Source organism: Paenibacillus sp. FW126-R14 (genome assembly GCF_058789495.1).
Window position 1 is genome coordinate 12,771 of the sequence record NZ_JBYTBS010000062.1, and the last position, 13,966, is coordinate 26,736.

Sequence of the window (13,966 nt, forward strand, 5' to 3'; positions counted from 1 at the left end):
AAAAATCCCGCATTACGCATCGTAATGCAGGATCTTGAACTCTTTTACCACCTAAATAATTAACGGTTTAAACGATCTAATGTCAGCACATAGCCGTCATTTCCATAATTCAAGCAGCGCTTGACTCTGGAAATCGTAGCCGTAGATGCGCCTGTTTCCGCTTCGATCTGATTGTATGTGCATCCTTTGCGCAGCATGCGGGCAACTTCCAGACGCTGGGAAAGCGATTGAATTTCATTCACGGTGCACAGATCGTCAAAAAAGACGTAGCACTCCTCTATATCCTTAAGGGTCAGTATGGCCTCAAAAAGTTGGTCTATGGCTTTATCATTCAATTTTTTTAATTGCATACGTTATCAACTCCTGGTAGTCATGCATGTTAGCTTAATATAGTAAGCTCCAGAGTATCATTCGACACGGCGAGAATAAATCCTGCCTTTAGGATTGCGAAACGTTAAAATTTCTATGCGTTAATGAACTGAATTGAGACAAATATCTAGGACCCATGACATTCGTCCATACCAACGGTAGGCAAGTGACATATCCTGTAGGAGACAAATCTGATAAAAAGGATCGTGAATCCCAGTGAGTAACCCTAGACAATTCATAGACATTAGTCGTCCTGAAGTGCATACAAGAAGCCTCACAACGCTGCCTCCGCAAAATAGTGATAGTCGCGCATTAGGACAGTATCCCGGCTTAGGCGGCAACCCGTTCTCGGATTTCGCACAAGGCGGCGGTCTTCCTACTCCTTTCGAAGGAGGAGGCGGTTTCTTTGGTGGCCCTGCCGGTGGCGGGGGCGGAGGATTTTTCGGCGGTGGCGGCAACGCTGGCGGCGGTGGCGGTTTCTTTGGCGGTGGCGGTAACGCCGGCGGCGGTGGTGGCGGCGGCGGCGGCGGCAATTTCCTCAGCAACCTCCTCGGAGGTGGCGGCGGAGCAGCAGGCGGGAGCTCTAATCCGCTGAGTGGCCTCAGTATGAAGCAAATCTCCGGCTTCGTGGAGCGAATGGGCGGCATTGACGGCATTCTCGGCACGATGGGCAAGGTTCAGAAGTTCATGTCCAGCTTTCAACAAATGGCACCGATGGTGAAAACGATCTTTGGCGCTTTAGGCAAAGGCAAGGTCGCCTCGGAAGACGCCATTGAAGTCTTCAAACCGAAACGCAAACGGCGCAAGAAATCAGGGACAGCCAAAAGACGCAGTAGCAGCTCCAAATCCGGAACAGGCAAACGCAAACGCAGATAGCGAGTCAAAAATACAGCCATATCGCACAGGAGCCGCCTCGTCTTGGTTCAAACACCAAGCGGGGCGGCTTTGCGTGCGTACAGCTTTTTGCGGCTTACTCCATTTTCAGCGCCGTACCCTCCGGTACGATCTGCACCCACGTGTTGCCTGGCAGCAATGGCACTTCTTTACCGCCTTCCGCGTAGGCGCGCAGCATGCCGTTTTTGCGTTCCCACGTAATCTGTTGGGATTTGCCCTCTTGCAGGATGACGCCCTTGCCGGGTCCGAACACGTCAACCTCACGGCGTCCCTCTTTATCTACGATTTTGTGCTTGCTTTCCAGCACGAGCAGGTTTTTGGCCTGCAGCTGCTTGCCGCTCTCCTTGTCGAGATGAGGCTTGCCCTCCATGCTGCGCATGTACACGCCCTCTCCGGCATTGTATTCATACGATACGAAATACCCTTGAATATAAGGAACGAGGATATAATGCACGGCAGCGCCGGTAAGTTTACTTTGACTATCATCCTTGGCAAAAGTAAGTAGCGGTCCGTTCCACTCGGTACGGAATTTGTGCGCTAGGGCGCCCTGCTTCATTTTATCCACAGAGGTATAAAGATTGTGCGGGGCCTTGCGATCGGTCGAGCGCCAGTAGTAGGCGCCATCGCCATACACCTCATCGAGATGGGCCAGCTTGCGGCCGGCCATCATATCCATCGCCTCCTGGCTCCAGCCGGCGTGAACGATCACGGCATCGAGCGCGTCGCCGATCTCTACAAAATAAGGCCGGATGCTGCGCACAGGACCGATCGTTGCCGCCTCATGGCTCTGGAACACGGAGACGAATCTAGTAATCTCGCCCTCTGCGAGAATCTCGTAGACGATGTCCGCTTGGTCCAGGCCGGTTTGGGGCCTGGCTTGCGGCGCATTTTCGACCATGACCATAAAGGGCCGGCTCTTCACTTCTTTGTCGGAAGGAAGCCCGGTCAGCGGGAATTTGTAGGGCTGCTCGGTCTCCACGGCTGTGACAGCGGGCTTGGTGTCAGGCGTTGAAGCCGATGGTGTTGCTGCTGCGGTGTCAGGGCTCACCGTTGGCATGGACGCAGGCGTATCACTGCAGCCGACTATGGTTATGACAGAGCAGCCAAGGACAAGCCAGGCGCTAAGAGTTCTTCGGCGACGGGAAAGGGACAATGATTTCATCAATAGGCACCTCTTCTCTTGTTCTATCGTTCTATGAAATGTATATGCTAGGCAATAGTTATGTAGAAGACTTTTTGGCTGGGCTGGGGCGTATCTACCGTCTGCTTACTTTGCACGTTTGGATGATCTCATCGTACAACCAGTTCCACACTAATTCACGGTAAATAGGTATAGTAGAGGGAAATGCAGCCTAGTGGTAAACTGAATAGGAGATTTTTAAAAATAGTCGAAGTCCCCTCATTTTCATGCTGAAACGGCCTAAATGGCCCTCTCACTCTCGAAAAAGTAGCTAGGCCTTACTGAGAAGGCTGAAAAGGACTTCTCACGCTCAAAAATAATCGAAGTCTCCTCATTTTCTTGCTGAGACGACCTAAATGGCCCCCTCACTCGCGGAAAAGTAGCTAGGCCTTACTGAGAAGGCTGAAAAGGACTTCTCACGCTCAGTACATTAATCTCCATGAAGGAGGCATCGCCCCATGACCGACGACGACAAAGCCGTCATCCTGTTCGACGGCGTCTGCAACCTGTGCAGCGGAGCTGTGCAGTTTATCCTGCGGAATGACCCGAAGGGCCATTTCCGCTTCGCGTCCTTGCAGTCGGCTGCCGGACACGCGCTGCTCGAGCAGCACAGGCTGCCCCCGGACAACATCAGCACGATTGTGCTGATTGAGGACGGGCGCGCCTACACCCGCTCCACGGCGGCGCTGCGCATTGCCCGGCGGCTGCGTGGCGCCTATCCGCTGGCGTATGCCGCCATCGTCATTCCGGCTCCGCTGCGGAACCTCGGCTACGCCTTCGTGGCGCGCAACCGCTACCGCTGGTTCGGCAAGGCTGAGCATTGCATGCTGCCGAAGCCTGAGTTCAAGCAGCGTTTTCTGGAGTAGAGCCGCACCGTCATGGCTTACTCCAGAAAACGCTGCGGCTTCTTCAAGCTGCCGAACATCCAGCAGCACAAGCTGAGCGTGCCCATTTGGAAGCTGTGATGCAGCAGCTTCGCCCAGCGTGCGCCGTCTGCCGCCCCAAAGGCAAGCAGCAAAGGTGCAAAATGCTCCGGCGTCGGCACCGCCTCCGCAGCGTAAGGCGCTCTTTCGTCGTACCTCACGAGCGCATCGAGATTCCACGTTTCGAGCTGCTCCGCCAGCCACTCATCGAACTCCACCGCCCACAGCTTCGGCACCGGATTATTCCGGTCCAAACGGCGCAAATTGTGTACGGTGCCTCCGCTGCCCAGAATGAGAACATCCTCCTCGCGCAAGGAACCCAGCGCCGCACCGATGCGATAATGCTCCTCCGCCGTCAACTTCGGATTCACCGAAAGCGCCACCACGGGAATCTGGGCATCCGGGTACATGATAGACAGTGGCGCCCAAGCCCCGTGATCCAACCCGCGTTCATCATCTAACTCACAATATATCCCTTCCTCTTGAAACAACTGCTGAATATGCAAACTCAACATAAATTCGCCTTTTGCCGGATAATTAATGCTATAAAGCTTTTCCGAAAATCCCGAAAAATCGTAGATCATCTCCGGATGAATGGCCGAGCTGATTTTCTGCACGGGACTTTCCCAATGCGCGCTGAAGATCACAATTGCTTTGGGACGAGGTATGCCCTTCGCCAGCTTTTGCAGAAACTCGGTGTATGCATGCTGTTCAATCGCCAAGCTTGGAGTTCCATGCGCAATAAAGAAAGCTGGCAGCATAGCGAATCACTCCCTTATTTGGAATGGAAACTTTTTACCAGTATACTACAGTATTCTCAAATAAACGCAATCTTATCGAAGCAAAAATATGCGCCAGTCGCTAACCATGTCCTGTTAATTGGCTTTATGGGCGGATTCACCCCCATCACACCACTCTCCTCATACGTACAGCTATGCATGAAACACCTAGCCCCTGCCAAAACTAACCTAAAGGCAATCCAAGGAGGCAATCGCATGAACACCCTCTGGAACTTCATCGTCAATCACTGGATCTCGCTGGCGCTCATCATCGGCGTCCTCCTGGCCATTTGGTATGAGTATAAAAACAAAGACAAATACATCCGAGGCGGGAGAGATAAGTAACCTCCATTCACCTGCATAAAACAAAAAAACACAGCCCTTTCCCGCAAGAAAGAAACTGTGTTTTTGCATTGTTCTATTTCAAAGCTTTCATCGCAATATCCGTCCGGTAATGCTTCCCGCCAAAATGAATCCGGTCCGCATCCGCGTAAGCCTTCTGACGTGCTTCAACGATATCTTTGCCGATACCGGTGATGCCGAGCACACGTCCGCCGTTCGTTACGATCTGCCCGTTCTCCAAAGCCGTTCCCGCGTGGAACACTAAGGAATCCTTCACGTTCTCAAGCCCTATGATCGGCAATCCCTTCGGATAAGGCCCCGGGTAACCGCCGGAAGCTACGATCACGCACACCGCTGCATCCTCGCTCCACTCGATCGGCTGCTCCGCCAGCGTTCCGTTGTTGATGGCAAGGAAAATATCGAGCAGGTCCGTTTTGAGGCGAGGCAAAATCACCTGCGTCTCCGGATCGCCGAAGCGCGCGTTGAACTCAATCGTCTTCACGCCGTTGGGGGTCAAAATCAAACCCGCATACAGCACGCCCTTGAACGGGCGGCCCTCTTTGACCATGGCATCAGCCGTTGGCTGGACGATGTTCGCAAGAGCTTCCTGCACGATGGACTCAGGAATATGCGGCAGCGGGGAGTACGTGCCCATTCCGCCCGTGTTCGGTCCTCTGTCGTTATCGAAGACAGGCTTATGATCCTGCGAAGGTACCATGAGACGAACGGTGGAACCGTCCACGAAAGCAAGCAGCGACATCTCTTGGCCAGTCAGGAACTCCTCAATGACCACGCTCGCGCCGGATTTGCCAAACACTTGATCCACCATAATATCGCGAAGCGCCTCTTCGGCTTCTTCCATCGTTTGCGCAACGGTCACACCTTTGCCGGCAGCTAAGCCGTCGGCTTTGATCACGATAGGCGCCTTTTGCGAACGCAGGTAAGCAAGCGCAGGCTCGTACGCGTCAAAAGTTTCATAAGCCGCCGTAGGGATGTTGTATTTTTTCAGAAGCTCCTTCATAAATACTTTGCTTCCCTCAATGATCGCGGCGTTGGCGCGAGGTCCGAACGCTTCGATTCCTTTGGACTCCAAGTGGTCCACCAAACCGGCCGCTAACGGATCGTCAGGAGCGACCATCACCAAGTCAATGGCCTGCTCCTTCGCGAATGTGCTGATCTCTTCAAACTGAAGCTCCGTAATCGGCACACATTCCGCCAATCCCGCAATGCCGCCGTTCCCCGGTGCGCAGAAAAGCTTGCTAATTTTCGGGCTTTTGCTCAGCGCCCATACAATCGCGTGTTCGCGACCGCCCCGTCCAATTACTAATACACGCATCTTTGCCACCAGTCCCTTTCATAGGGAATGCCCACGGTCCGGACCCGAATCGTGAGCATTCTTCGTTGTTTTAGTGTTTAAAATGACGTACGCCCGTTGTTACGATCACGATGCCATTCTCATTGGCCACGCGAATCGATTCAGCGTCATTGATCGAACCACCTGGATGGATAACCGCGGTGATGCCCGCTTTCGCAGCGAGTTCCAGCGTATCGCCTTTCGGGAAGTACGCGTCTGACGCCATGACGGAGCCCTTGGCCTTGTCAGCCGCTTGCTCGATGGCGATTTTCGCCGAGCCGACACGATTCATTTGGCCCGCGCCCACGCCAACCGTCATATCGTCAGCCACGAGTACGATGGCGTTAGATTTAACATGCTTAACTACTTTCCAACCGAAGAGAAGCTGTTTCAGCTCGGCCGCGGTCGGCTTGCGATCCGTGACAACCGTCAGGTCGGCTTCGGTCAACTGGTGTACATCGATGTCCTGAACGAGCATGCCGCCTTCTACGCTTGTAATAACCGGTTCCGACTTGCGCGGGCCCGCTTGATCCAAGCCGCTCACCTTGAGCAGACGGATATTTTTCTTTTTGGATAAAATATCAAGCGCTTCCTGCGTGAAATCCGGCGCAATGACGATTTCCAGAAAAATCTCATGCAGCAGTTGAGCCGTTGCTTCGTCAATCGCGCGGTTAGCCGCTACGATTCCACCAAAGATCGATGTCGGATCAGCCGCATACGCTTTTTGATAAGCCTCCAGCACGTTCGAGCCAATGCCCACGCCGCAAGGATTCATATGCTTAACGGCGACGACCGCCGGCTCGCTGAATTCTTTGACGATCAGCAGCGCACTATTCGCGTCGTTAATGTTATTGTACGATAGCTCTTTACCATGCAATTGTTCAGCCGTCGTAATGTTACCGGCAGCCGCATTCGGCTTACGGTAGAAAGCCGCGCTTTGATGCGGGTTCTCCCCGTAGCGAAGCTCCTGCATTTTCTCGTACGTTACGGTGTAACGCTCTGGGTAAGGCTCGCCCATTTGCTTGGACAAGTAATCAGCAATCAAAGCATCATAAGAGCCTGTGTGACGGAACACTTTGGCCGCAAGACGTTTGCGCGTTTCCAGCGTTGTATCGCCCGTCTCTTGTACTTCTTCCAGCACTTTGGCATAGTCGGCAGCGTCGACAACAATGGATACGAACGCATGGTTTTTGGCTGCTGAACGAAGCATCGTCGGCCCGCCGATATCGATATTTTCGATGGCGTCCTCGTAAGCGACATTCGGCTTCGCAATCGTCTCGGCAAAAGGATATAGATTCACGACGACCAAATCGATATAATCCAGGCCGAGCTCTTTCATGCTCGCTTGGTGCTCTTCGTTGTCACGAACGGCAAGCAGACCGCTGTGAACAGCCGGATGCAGCGTTTTGACGCGGCCGTCCATGATCTCAGGGAAGCCTGTTACCTCGGAAATACCGATAACCGGCACCCCTTTATCCTTCAACAAACTTTGCGTACCGCCAGTAGATATAATCTCAACGCCCAGCTTCGCAAGCTCGCTCGCGAACTCAACGATCCCCGTCTTGTCGGACACGCTGATCAGTGCTCTTTTGATTGCCACGATTCTTCCTCCCAGAAAATGAATTTATTTATAGCGTGGTAAAACCTACAGCCGCACGCCCACCCTGCGGCCATCCAGGCTCACGCGATCCTCGCGCAGCCAGCGAATGACCTGCGGCAGCAGCACGTGCTCTGCAGCATGAATCCGCTCTGCGAGCGATTCCGCCGTCTCGTGCTCGTGGATCTCCACGGCGCGCTGCGCAATAATCGGGCCGGAGTCCAATCCGCCATCCACGAAGTGCACGGTAACGCCGGTTTGCTTCACGCCGTAGTCAACGGCCTGCTCAATCGCCCGCACGCCCGGAAAAGACGGCAGCAGCGATGGATGGATGTTGATCATCCGGCCATAAAACGGCTCAACCAACACATTCGTAATAATACGCATGTAGCCTGCCATGACGACCAGATCGACCTGCCGGTCCTGCAGTTCTTTCAAAATAAGAGCCTCATAGGCCTCGCGATTCGCATATTCCTTCGGACGGAACGCGAACACAGGCACTTTCGCTTCCTTGGCGCGCTCCACCACGTAAGCCTGCGGACGGTCACAGACAAGAAGCTCGATGCTGACATCAAGCTTCCCCTTCTGTACCTGATCCACAATCGCTTGGAAATTCGAGCCGCTGCCCGAAGCGAAAATCGCTATTCGATAAGGCTGCATTACACCACAGCTCCTTGGAATGTCACTACACGCTCGCCTTCCGTAACAACGCCCAAACGGTAAACTTGCTCGCCTTGCGCTTCCGCAGCGGCAATGGCCTTCTCCGCATCGTCGGCATTCACGATAATGACCATGCCGATCCCCATGTTGAACGTGCGGAACATGTCGTTGTTCGAGATACCGCCCTCACGCTGCATCAAAGAGAAGATCGGCAGAATCGGCCATGAGCCGTATTGAATGTCCACGTTCACGCCGTCCGGCAGAACGCGCGGAATATTTTCGATAAACCCGCCGCCTGTAATATGCGCCATGCCCTTGATTGCCACGTCTTCCAGCATCGCCAGAATCGGCTTCACATAAAGCTTAGTAGGCTCTAGCAGCACATTGCCCAGCCTATCGCCCAGCTCTTCAACATGGCCTTGAAGCGTGTAACCTTTCTCTTCCAGCAACAGTCTGCGCACAAGAGAGAACCCGTTGCTGTGCACACCGCTGGAAGCCAGACCCAGCACGACGTCTCCGGGACGGATTGTCGTACCGTCGATGATCTTTTTCTTGTCGACGATTCCAACCGTAAAGCCGGCAATGTCATACTCCCCATCCGCATACATGCCCGGCATTTCCGCCGTTTCGCCGCCGATCAGCGAGCAGCCGGACTGCGCGCAACCGTCAGCGATCCCTTTGATGATCGACTCAATTTTCTCTGGAACGACTTTGTCGCAAGCGAGATAGTCAAGGAAGAACAGCGGCTCTGCGCCTTGAACGATAATATCGTTCACGCACATCGCAACAGCGTCGATCCCGATCGTATCATGCTTATCCATTGCAAAAGCAATCTTCAGCTTCGTGCCCACGCCGTCCGTACCGGACACGAGCACTGGCTCCTCATACTTGTCTTTGTTCAAGCTGAACAGCCCGCCGAAGCCGCCGAGGTCAGTCAACACTTCAGGACGGAAAGTCCGTTTGACGTGTTTTTTCATCCGTTCTACTGCTTCGTTACCTGCCGCGATATCGACTCCGGCCTTTTTGTAAGCATCCGACACTTCGCAACCACTCCTTATATTTGTCTATGTCTATGTAGAGGGCGGCCCGAGGGCCATCCCACTCTCCTTAATCGCAAGCACAACCAACCTTCGTAATATCCGCAATTTCCGTTGGGTAGTTGTTATCGAAACAAGCCGTACAGTAACCGCTGCTCGCCCCGGACGATCCTTGACCGATGGAATCCAGCAGCCCTTCTTTGGTCAGAAAATGCAGAGAATCCGCGTTGATCGCCTTGCGAATCTCCTCGATGGAGTTCATCGCGGCGATCAGCTCTTTCCGATCCGGTGTGTCAATGCCGTAGTAGCACGGATTCATGAAAGGCGGCGAAGAAATCCGCACATGCACTTCCGTAGCGCCAGCTTCCCTTAGCAAATTAACAATTCTTAGGGACGTTGTTCCCCGAACGATGGAATCGTCAATCATGACAACCCGCTTGCCTTCGACCACTTTGCGAACGGCGCTCAGCTTCATTTTGACCCCTTGCTCACGCAGCTCTTGGCTTGGAATAATGAACGTCCGGCCTGTATAGCGGTTCTTGATCAGACCCAGCTCATAAGGGATTCCCGTTTGTTCCGCAAAACCGATCGCCGCCGAAATGCTGGAATCCGGCACGCCTGTCACCACATCGGCATCGACGAAAGCTTCCATCGCCAGCTTCTTCCCCATCCGCTTACGGGCGGAGTGAATGTTCACTGTGTCAATGTCGCTGTCCGGACGGGCAAAATATATATATTCCATCGCACATATCGCGCGTCGGCCGCTTTCTGTGAACTGCTCGGAATGGAAACCGTCGCGATCCAGCACAATAAGCTCGCCTGGCTGAACATCACGGAAATACGTAGCTCCCACCGCATCGAATGCGCAAGACTCGGAAGCGAACAAGTAAGCATCGCCGAGACGGCCGATCATGAACGGACGCAAGCCATTGGGATCGAGCGCAGCAATCAATTTATCTTTGGTGACAATCAGGAAGGCAAAGCCGCCGATCACTTGCGTCAAAGCGTCTTTGACCGCATCCACGATATCGTCATGCTCCGAACGGGCAATCAGATGCGCCAGCACTTCCGTGTCGCTGGTCGTTTGGAAGATCGAGCCCTTACGCTCAAGCTCACGCTTAATAATGTTGGCATTATCAAGGTTGCCGTTCGTCGCAATCGCAAGGTCTCCCTCCCGGTATTTGAACACGAGCGGCTGTGCATTCGCCAGCTTGCTTTCGCCTGCTGTCGAGTACCGTACGTGCGCAATCGCCGTAGAACCTGTCAGAGGCGACAAATTCTCGTTCGTGAACACCTCTTTGGCAAGCCCCATCCCGCGGTAGTAGTTGAACTTGCCGTCTTCCACCGTACAGATTCCGGCGCTTTCCTGACCGCGGTGCTGCAACGCATGCAGCCCGTAGTAGCACAGAGAGGAAGCGTCGGGGTGACCGTACACCCCGAACACGCCGCACTCTTCATTCAACTTGTCAAACAATCCGCCATGGCCGCCGACACCTTCGTTGAAGTACTCCCCTGTCCAAAGCTCATGCTGCCCATTCCCCAGAGAAACCAGGGGAGCCGCAGGAAGCTTTAGGGCCTTGGATTGTTTTATGCCATTAGACATGGAATCGCATCCTTCCAGACTTTCGCCAGCTCGTTTACCGGAGACTGGAGACGCTGTTCGTTGTTGATTTTAACGGTCAAACCTGTACCTGTGACAGTTCCGATCTCTTGGTAAGGCACGCCTTGCGAAGCAACCCAGTGTTTAAGAGCGTCCGCTTTGTCCGGGGATGCGCTTAGCAGAATACGGGATTGGGATTCGCTGAACAATGCGAAGTCAGGACGAAGCTCAGAAGCTACGTTAACCTCGGCGCCTATGCGGCCGCTGATGCAGCTTTCCGCCAAAGCAACGGCCAAGCCGCCTTCGGATAAGTCATGCGCAGAAGCGACAAGACCTTCTTGGATCGCTTTGAGCACGGTGTTCTGAAGACGTTTCTCCACCGCCAGATCAAGCTCAGGAGGACGTCCTTCTGTTACGCCGTGAATCACATATTGGAATTCGCTGCCGCCGAGCTCCGCTTTCGTCTCGCCGAGCAGGATGATGATGTCGCCTTCTTTTTTGAAGCTTTGCGTCGTGATGTGGTCGATGTCGTGCACCAGACCTACCATTCCGATAACCGGAGTCGGGTAGATTGCGCCTTTGGCGTTCTCGTTATAAAGAGAAACGTTGCCGCCGATAACCGGCGTATCCAAGTAGCGGCAAGCTTCCGCCATACCGTCTGTGGATTTCTCCAACTGCCAGAAAATTTCAGGCTTATCCGGGCTACCGAAGTTCAGGTTATCCGTAACGGCAAGAGGCTCGGCGCCGGAGCAAACGACGTTGCGCGCTGCTTCGGAAACGGCGATCCGTCCGCCGACTTCCGGATCCAGATACACATAACGTCCGTTGCAGTCGGTTGTCATCGCAAGACCTTTGCGCGTGCCGCGAATGGTCACAACCGCTGCATCCGAACCCGGACGCACAGCCGTATCCGTACGAACCATGTGGTCATACTGGTTGTACACCCACTCTTTGCTCGCTACCGTCGGGGACGCGAGCACCGATTTCAGCGCATCCGTCAGCTTCGTTACCTCTGGGTAACGCGTCGTGTCGATCGCTGCGCTGGCTTCGTAATAAGCCGGAACCTTGCTCGGCTTATTGTAAACCGGGCACTCGTCAACGAGTGCGCCGACCGGCATGTTCCCCACGACTTCACCGTGGTGGATCAGCTTCAGGTAACCGTCGTCGGTTACCTTGCCGACTTTCGCGCAGTGCAGACCCCAGCGCTCGAAAATACCTTTCGCTTGGGCCTCATGCTTCGGCTCAACAACGAACAGCATGCGCTCTTGCGACTCGGACAGCATCATTTCATATGCTGTCATGCCTTCTTCACGCTGCGGAACTTCATCCAGGTAAAGCTCCATGCCGTTGCCGGCTTTACTTGCCATCTCCGCGCTGGAGCAGGTAAGACCTGCAGCGCCCATATCTTGAATTCCGAGCACGATGCCGGAATTGATTAGCTCTAAGCACGCTTCCAGCACGAGCTTTTCCATGAACGGATCGCCCACTTGCACCGCCGGGCGCTTCGCTTCGGACTCCGCCGTCAGCTCCTCGGAGGCGAACGTCGCGCCGTGGATACCGTCGCGGCCTGTTGCCGGGCCGACGTAGAAGACAGGGTTGCCTACACCTTTGGCAACACCGCGTTGGATTTTGTCGTGGTCGATGAGACCCACGCACATGGCGTTAACGAGCGGATTCCCTTCGTAGCTCTCGTCGAACATCACTTCGCCGCCGACAGTCGGAATCCCGATACAGTTGCCATAACCCGCAATACCGGATACAACGTGCTCGAACAGGTATTTAACGCGGTCATTTTGCAGCTTGCCGAAACGCAAAGAATTTAATAAAGCCACCGGGCGTGCGCCCATGGAGAAAATATCACGAATAATACCGCCCACACCTGTCGCCGCGCCTTGGTAAGGCTCGATCGCCGAAGGGTGGTTATGACTTTCAATTTTGAAAACAACCGCTTGGTTGTCCCCGATATCTACGATCCCTGCGCCTTCGCCAGGTCCCATCAGAACGCGAGGTCCAGTAACCGGGAATTTGCGAAGCACCGGCTTCGAATTTTTGTAAGAGCAATGCTCGGACCACATAACGCTGAATACGCCGATCTCCACATAGTTCGGATTACGCCCCAGGAAGCCGCAAATTTTGGCAAACTCTTCGTCCGTTACGCCCATTTGCTTGTAAATTTTCTGTTCCACGATTTGTTCGGCTGTCGGTTCCTTAGCGGATAGCTGCTGCGTCATGTTTTTCCCTCCAAGCGCTTAGAATTGATGTGAACATTTTCTTGCCGTCGGCGGAGCCCAGAATCTCATGAATGGCGCGCTCCGGATGGGGCATCATACCTACTACGTTGCCGGCTTTGTTGCTGATTCCCGCAATGTCGTCAAGGGATCCGTTCGGGTTGCTGCCCGCTTCATAACGGAAGACGATTTGATTGTTTTCTTGCAATTCTTTCAATGTAGCGTCGTCACAGTAGTAGTTGCCTTCCCCGTGTGCGATAGGAATATTGATAAGCTCGCCTTCCGCATAATCGCGCGTGAAAGCCGTTGTGTTGTTTTCCACTTTCAAAATCGTATCGTGGCAGCGGAATTTCATGCCGTTGTTGCGCAGCAAAGCGCCTGGCAGCAATTTGGCTTCCGTCAACACTTGGAATCCGTTACAAATCCCTAGAATGTATTTGCCTTCTTCCGCAGCTTTAGCCACCGCTTTCATCACATTCGTAAATTGCGCAATCGCTCCGCAGCGCAGGTAATCCCCATAAGAGAATCCGCCCGGCACGAGGATGCAGTCGTATTTGGACAAATCGTCCGCCGTATGCCATACATAATCAACCGGCTGTCCGATCGTATCTTCTACTGCCTTGTAGCAGTCAATGTCACAGTTTGAACCCGGAAATACAAGCACCGCAAAATTCATGACGTTTCCTCCTTCTAAGCGTTTTGCCTTTGGCAAAACTTGCTTCGTAAGCATTCGCTCTTGCTCTATTACGCCAACTCGTAGCGGTAGTCTTCGATAACAGTGTTCGCCAGCAGCTTCTCGCACATTGCTTTTACGCGCGCTTCTGCTTCTGCTTTATCCGTTGTGCCAAGCTCTAACTCCAAATATTTGCCGATGCGCACTTTGCCAACTTCCTCAAAACCCATAGAATGAAGAGCTCCTTGCACCGCTGTTCCCTGAACATCCAAAACGTTCTGCTTAATCGTTACGTAGACCGTTGCTTTCATTTCAATTCTCCTCCTCGTA

14 protein-coding genes are annotated in these 13,966 nt (G+C 53.6%); 2 read left to right on the forward strand and 12 right to left on the reverse strand.

The features are described 5' to 3' along the window. Nucleotides 1-59: 59 nt before the first annotated feature. The gene (locus tag AC3WRW_RS27820; protein ID WP_171682407.1) at nucleotides 60-350 is read right to left on the reverse strand and encodes a YerC/YecD family TrpR-related protein; all 291 of its coding nucleotides are present in this window, start codon (nucleotides 348-350) and stop codon (nucleotides 60-62) included. A gap of 235 nt (nucleotides 351-585) precedes the next feature. On the opposite strand from AC3WRW_RS27820, the gene AC3WRW_RS27825 reads away from it, so the two are divergent. Then, nucleotides 586-1,245, forward strand: coding sequence for an aminotransferase (locus tag AC3WRW_RS27825; RefSeq protein ID WP_492549481.1), 660 nt, complete (start codon nucleotides 586-588; stop codon nucleotides 1,243-1,245). A gap of 94 nt (nucleotides 1,246-1,339) precedes the next feature. On the opposite strand, the gene AC3WRW_RS27830 is transcribed toward AC3WRW_RS27825, so the two are convergent. The 3 genes from AC3WRW_RS27830 to AC3WRW_RS27840 all read right to left on the reverse strand — a co-directional run bounded on the left by AC3WRW_RS27830 (nucleotide 1,340) and on the right by AC3WRW_RS27840 (nucleotide 4,127). Continuing rightward, nucleotides 1,340-2,425, reverse strand: coding sequence for a DUF3048 domain-containing protein (locus AC3WRW_RS27830; protein WP_492549482.1), 1,086 nt, complete (start codon nucleotides 2,423-2,425; stop codon nucleotides 1,340-1,342). 440 nt (nucleotides 2,426-2,865) lie between these two features. Then, the gene (locus AC3WRW_RS27835; protein ID WP_492549483.1) at nucleotides 2,866-3,378 is read right to left on the reverse strand and encodes a hypothetical protein; all 513 of its coding nucleotides are present in this window, start codon (nucleotides 3,376-3,378) and stop codon (nucleotides 2,866-2,868) included. Next, nucleotides 3,327-4,127, reverse strand: a complete 801-nt coding sequence (locus tag AC3WRW_RS27840; protein WP_492549484.1) for a DODA-type extradiol aromatic ring-opening family dioxygenase — start codon at nucleotides 4,125-4,127, stop codon at nucleotides 3,327-3,329. The genes AC3WRW_RS27835 and AC3WRW_RS27840 overlap by 52 nt, the downstream gene beginning before the upstream one ends. A 234-nt stretch (nucleotides 4,128-4,361) precedes the next feature. Here AC3WRW_RS27840 and AC3WRW_RS27845 point away from each other — a divergent pair, with 234 nt between their 5' ends. Next, nucleotides 4,362-4,490 carry a hypothetical protein gene (locus tag AC3WRW_RS27845; protein ID WP_275691095.1) on the forward strand — a complete coding sequence of 43 codons (129 nt, stop codon included), beginning with the start codon at nucleotides 4,362-4,364 and terminating at the stop codon, nucleotides 4,488-4,490. A 73-nt stretch (nucleotides 4,491-4,563) separates the two neighbouring features. Here the strand turns inward: AC3WRW_RS27845 and purD are convergent, their stop codons facing one another. The 8 genes from purD to purS all read right to left on the reverse strand — a co-directional run bounded on the left by purD (nucleotide 4,564) and on the right by purS (nucleotide 13,947). Then, the gene (gene purD, locus AC3WRW_RS27850; RefSeq protein WP_492549485.1) at nucleotides 4,564-5,823 is read right to left on the reverse strand and encodes a phosphoribosylamine--glycine ligase; all 1,260 of its coding nucleotides are present in this window, start codon (nucleotides 5,821-5,823) and stop codon (nucleotides 4,564-4,566) included. 70 nt (nucleotides 5,824-5,893) lie between these two features. Next, the gene (purH, locus tag AC3WRW_RS27855; RefSeq protein ID WP_492549486.1) at nucleotides 5,894-7,441 is read right to left on the reverse strand and encodes a bifunctional phosphoribosylaminoimidazolecarboxamide formyltransferase/IMP cyclohydrolase; all 1,548 of its coding nucleotides are present in this window, start codon (nucleotides 7,439-7,441) and stop codon (nucleotides 5,894-5,896) included. A gap of 45 nt (nucleotides 7,442-7,486) precedes the next feature. Then, complete coding sequence (gene purN / locus AC3WRW_RS27860; RefSeq protein ID WP_492549487.1) at nucleotides 7,487-8,098, reverse strand: phosphoribosylglycinamide formyltransferase; 612 nt, start codon at nucleotides 8,096-8,098, stop codon at nucleotides 7,487-7,489. After that, complete coding sequence (gene purM / locus AC3WRW_RS27865; RefSeq protein ID WP_492549488.1) at nucleotides 8,098-9,138, reverse strand: phosphoribosylformylglycinamidine cyclo-ligase; 1,041 nt, start codon at nucleotides 9,136-9,138, stop codon at nucleotides 8,098-8,100. The genes purN and purM overlap by 1 nt, the downstream gene beginning before the upstream one ends. A gap of 67 nt (nucleotides 9,139-9,205) precedes the next feature. Beyond that, entirely contained in the window at nucleotides 9,206-10,738 is a 1,533-nt protein-coding gene (gene purF / locus AC3WRW_RS27870) for an amidophosphoribosyltransferase (protein ID WP_492549489.1), read from the reverse strand. Further along, on the reverse strand, nucleotides 10,723-12,966 hold the full coding sequence (gene purL, locus AC3WRW_RS27875; protein ID WP_492549490.1) for a phosphoribosylformylglycinamidine synthase subunit PurL: 2,244 nt from the start codon (nucleotides 12,964-12,966) through the stop codon (nucleotides 10,723-10,725). Before purL ends, purF begins: the two co-directional genes overlap by 16 nt. After that, a complete protein-coding gene (gene purQ, locus AC3WRW_RS27880) occupies nucleotides 12,944-13,639 on the reverse strand; it encodes a phosphoribosylformylglycinamidine synthase subunit PurQ (RefSeq protein ID WP_492549491.1) in 696 nt (231 codons plus the stop codon). Before purQ ends, purL begins: the two co-directional genes overlap by 23 nt. 68 nt (nucleotides 13,640-13,707) lie before the next feature. Next, a complete protein-coding gene (purS, locus tag AC3WRW_RS27885; protein WP_079414612.1) occupies nucleotides 13,708-13,947 on the reverse strand; it encodes a phosphoribosylformylglycinamidine synthase subunit PurS in 240 nt (79 codons plus the stop codon). Between the last annotated feature and the right edge of the window lie 19 nt (nucleotides 13,948-13,966).

Coding starts and splice junctions, on each gene's coding strand:
- purF (WP_492549489.1), bottom strand. CDS start 10,738: ATGTCTAATGGCATAAAACAATCCAAGGCCCTAAAGCTTCCTGCGGCT.
- AC3WRW_RS27820 (WP_171682407.1), bottom strand. CDS start 350: ATGCAATTAAAAAAATTGAATGATAAAGCCATAGACCAACTTTTTGAG.
- purL (WP_492549490.1), bottom strand. CDS start 12,966: ATGACGCAGCAGCTATCCGCTAAGGAACCGACAGCCGAACAAATCGTG.
- AC3WRW_RS27830 (WP_492549482.1), bottom strand. CDS start 2,425: ATGAAATCATTGTCCCTTTCCCGTCGCCGAAGAACTCTTAGCGCCTGG.
- purD (WP_492549485.1), bottom strand. CDS start 5,823: ATGCGTGTATTAGTAATTGGACGGGGCGGTCGCGAACACGCGATTGTA.
- purQ (WP_492549491.1), bottom strand. CDS start 13,639: ATGAATTTTGCGGTGCTTGTATTTCCGGGTTCAAACTGTGACATTGAC.
- purN (WP_492549487.1), bottom strand. CDS start 8,098: ATGCAGCCTTATCGAATAGCGATTTTCGCTTCGGGCAGCGGCTCGAAT.
- purS (WP_079414612.1), bottom strand. CDS start 13,947: ATGAAAGCAACGGTCTACGTAACGATTAAGCAGAACGTTTTGGATGTT.
- AC3WRW_RS27840 (WP_492549484.1), bottom strand. CDS start 4,127: ATGCTGCCAGCTTTCTTTATTGCGCATGGAACTCCAAGCTTGGCGATT.
- AC3WRW_RS27845 (WP_275691095.1), top strand. CDS start 4,362: ATGAACACCCTCTGGAACTTCATCGTCAATCACTGGATCTCGCTGGCG.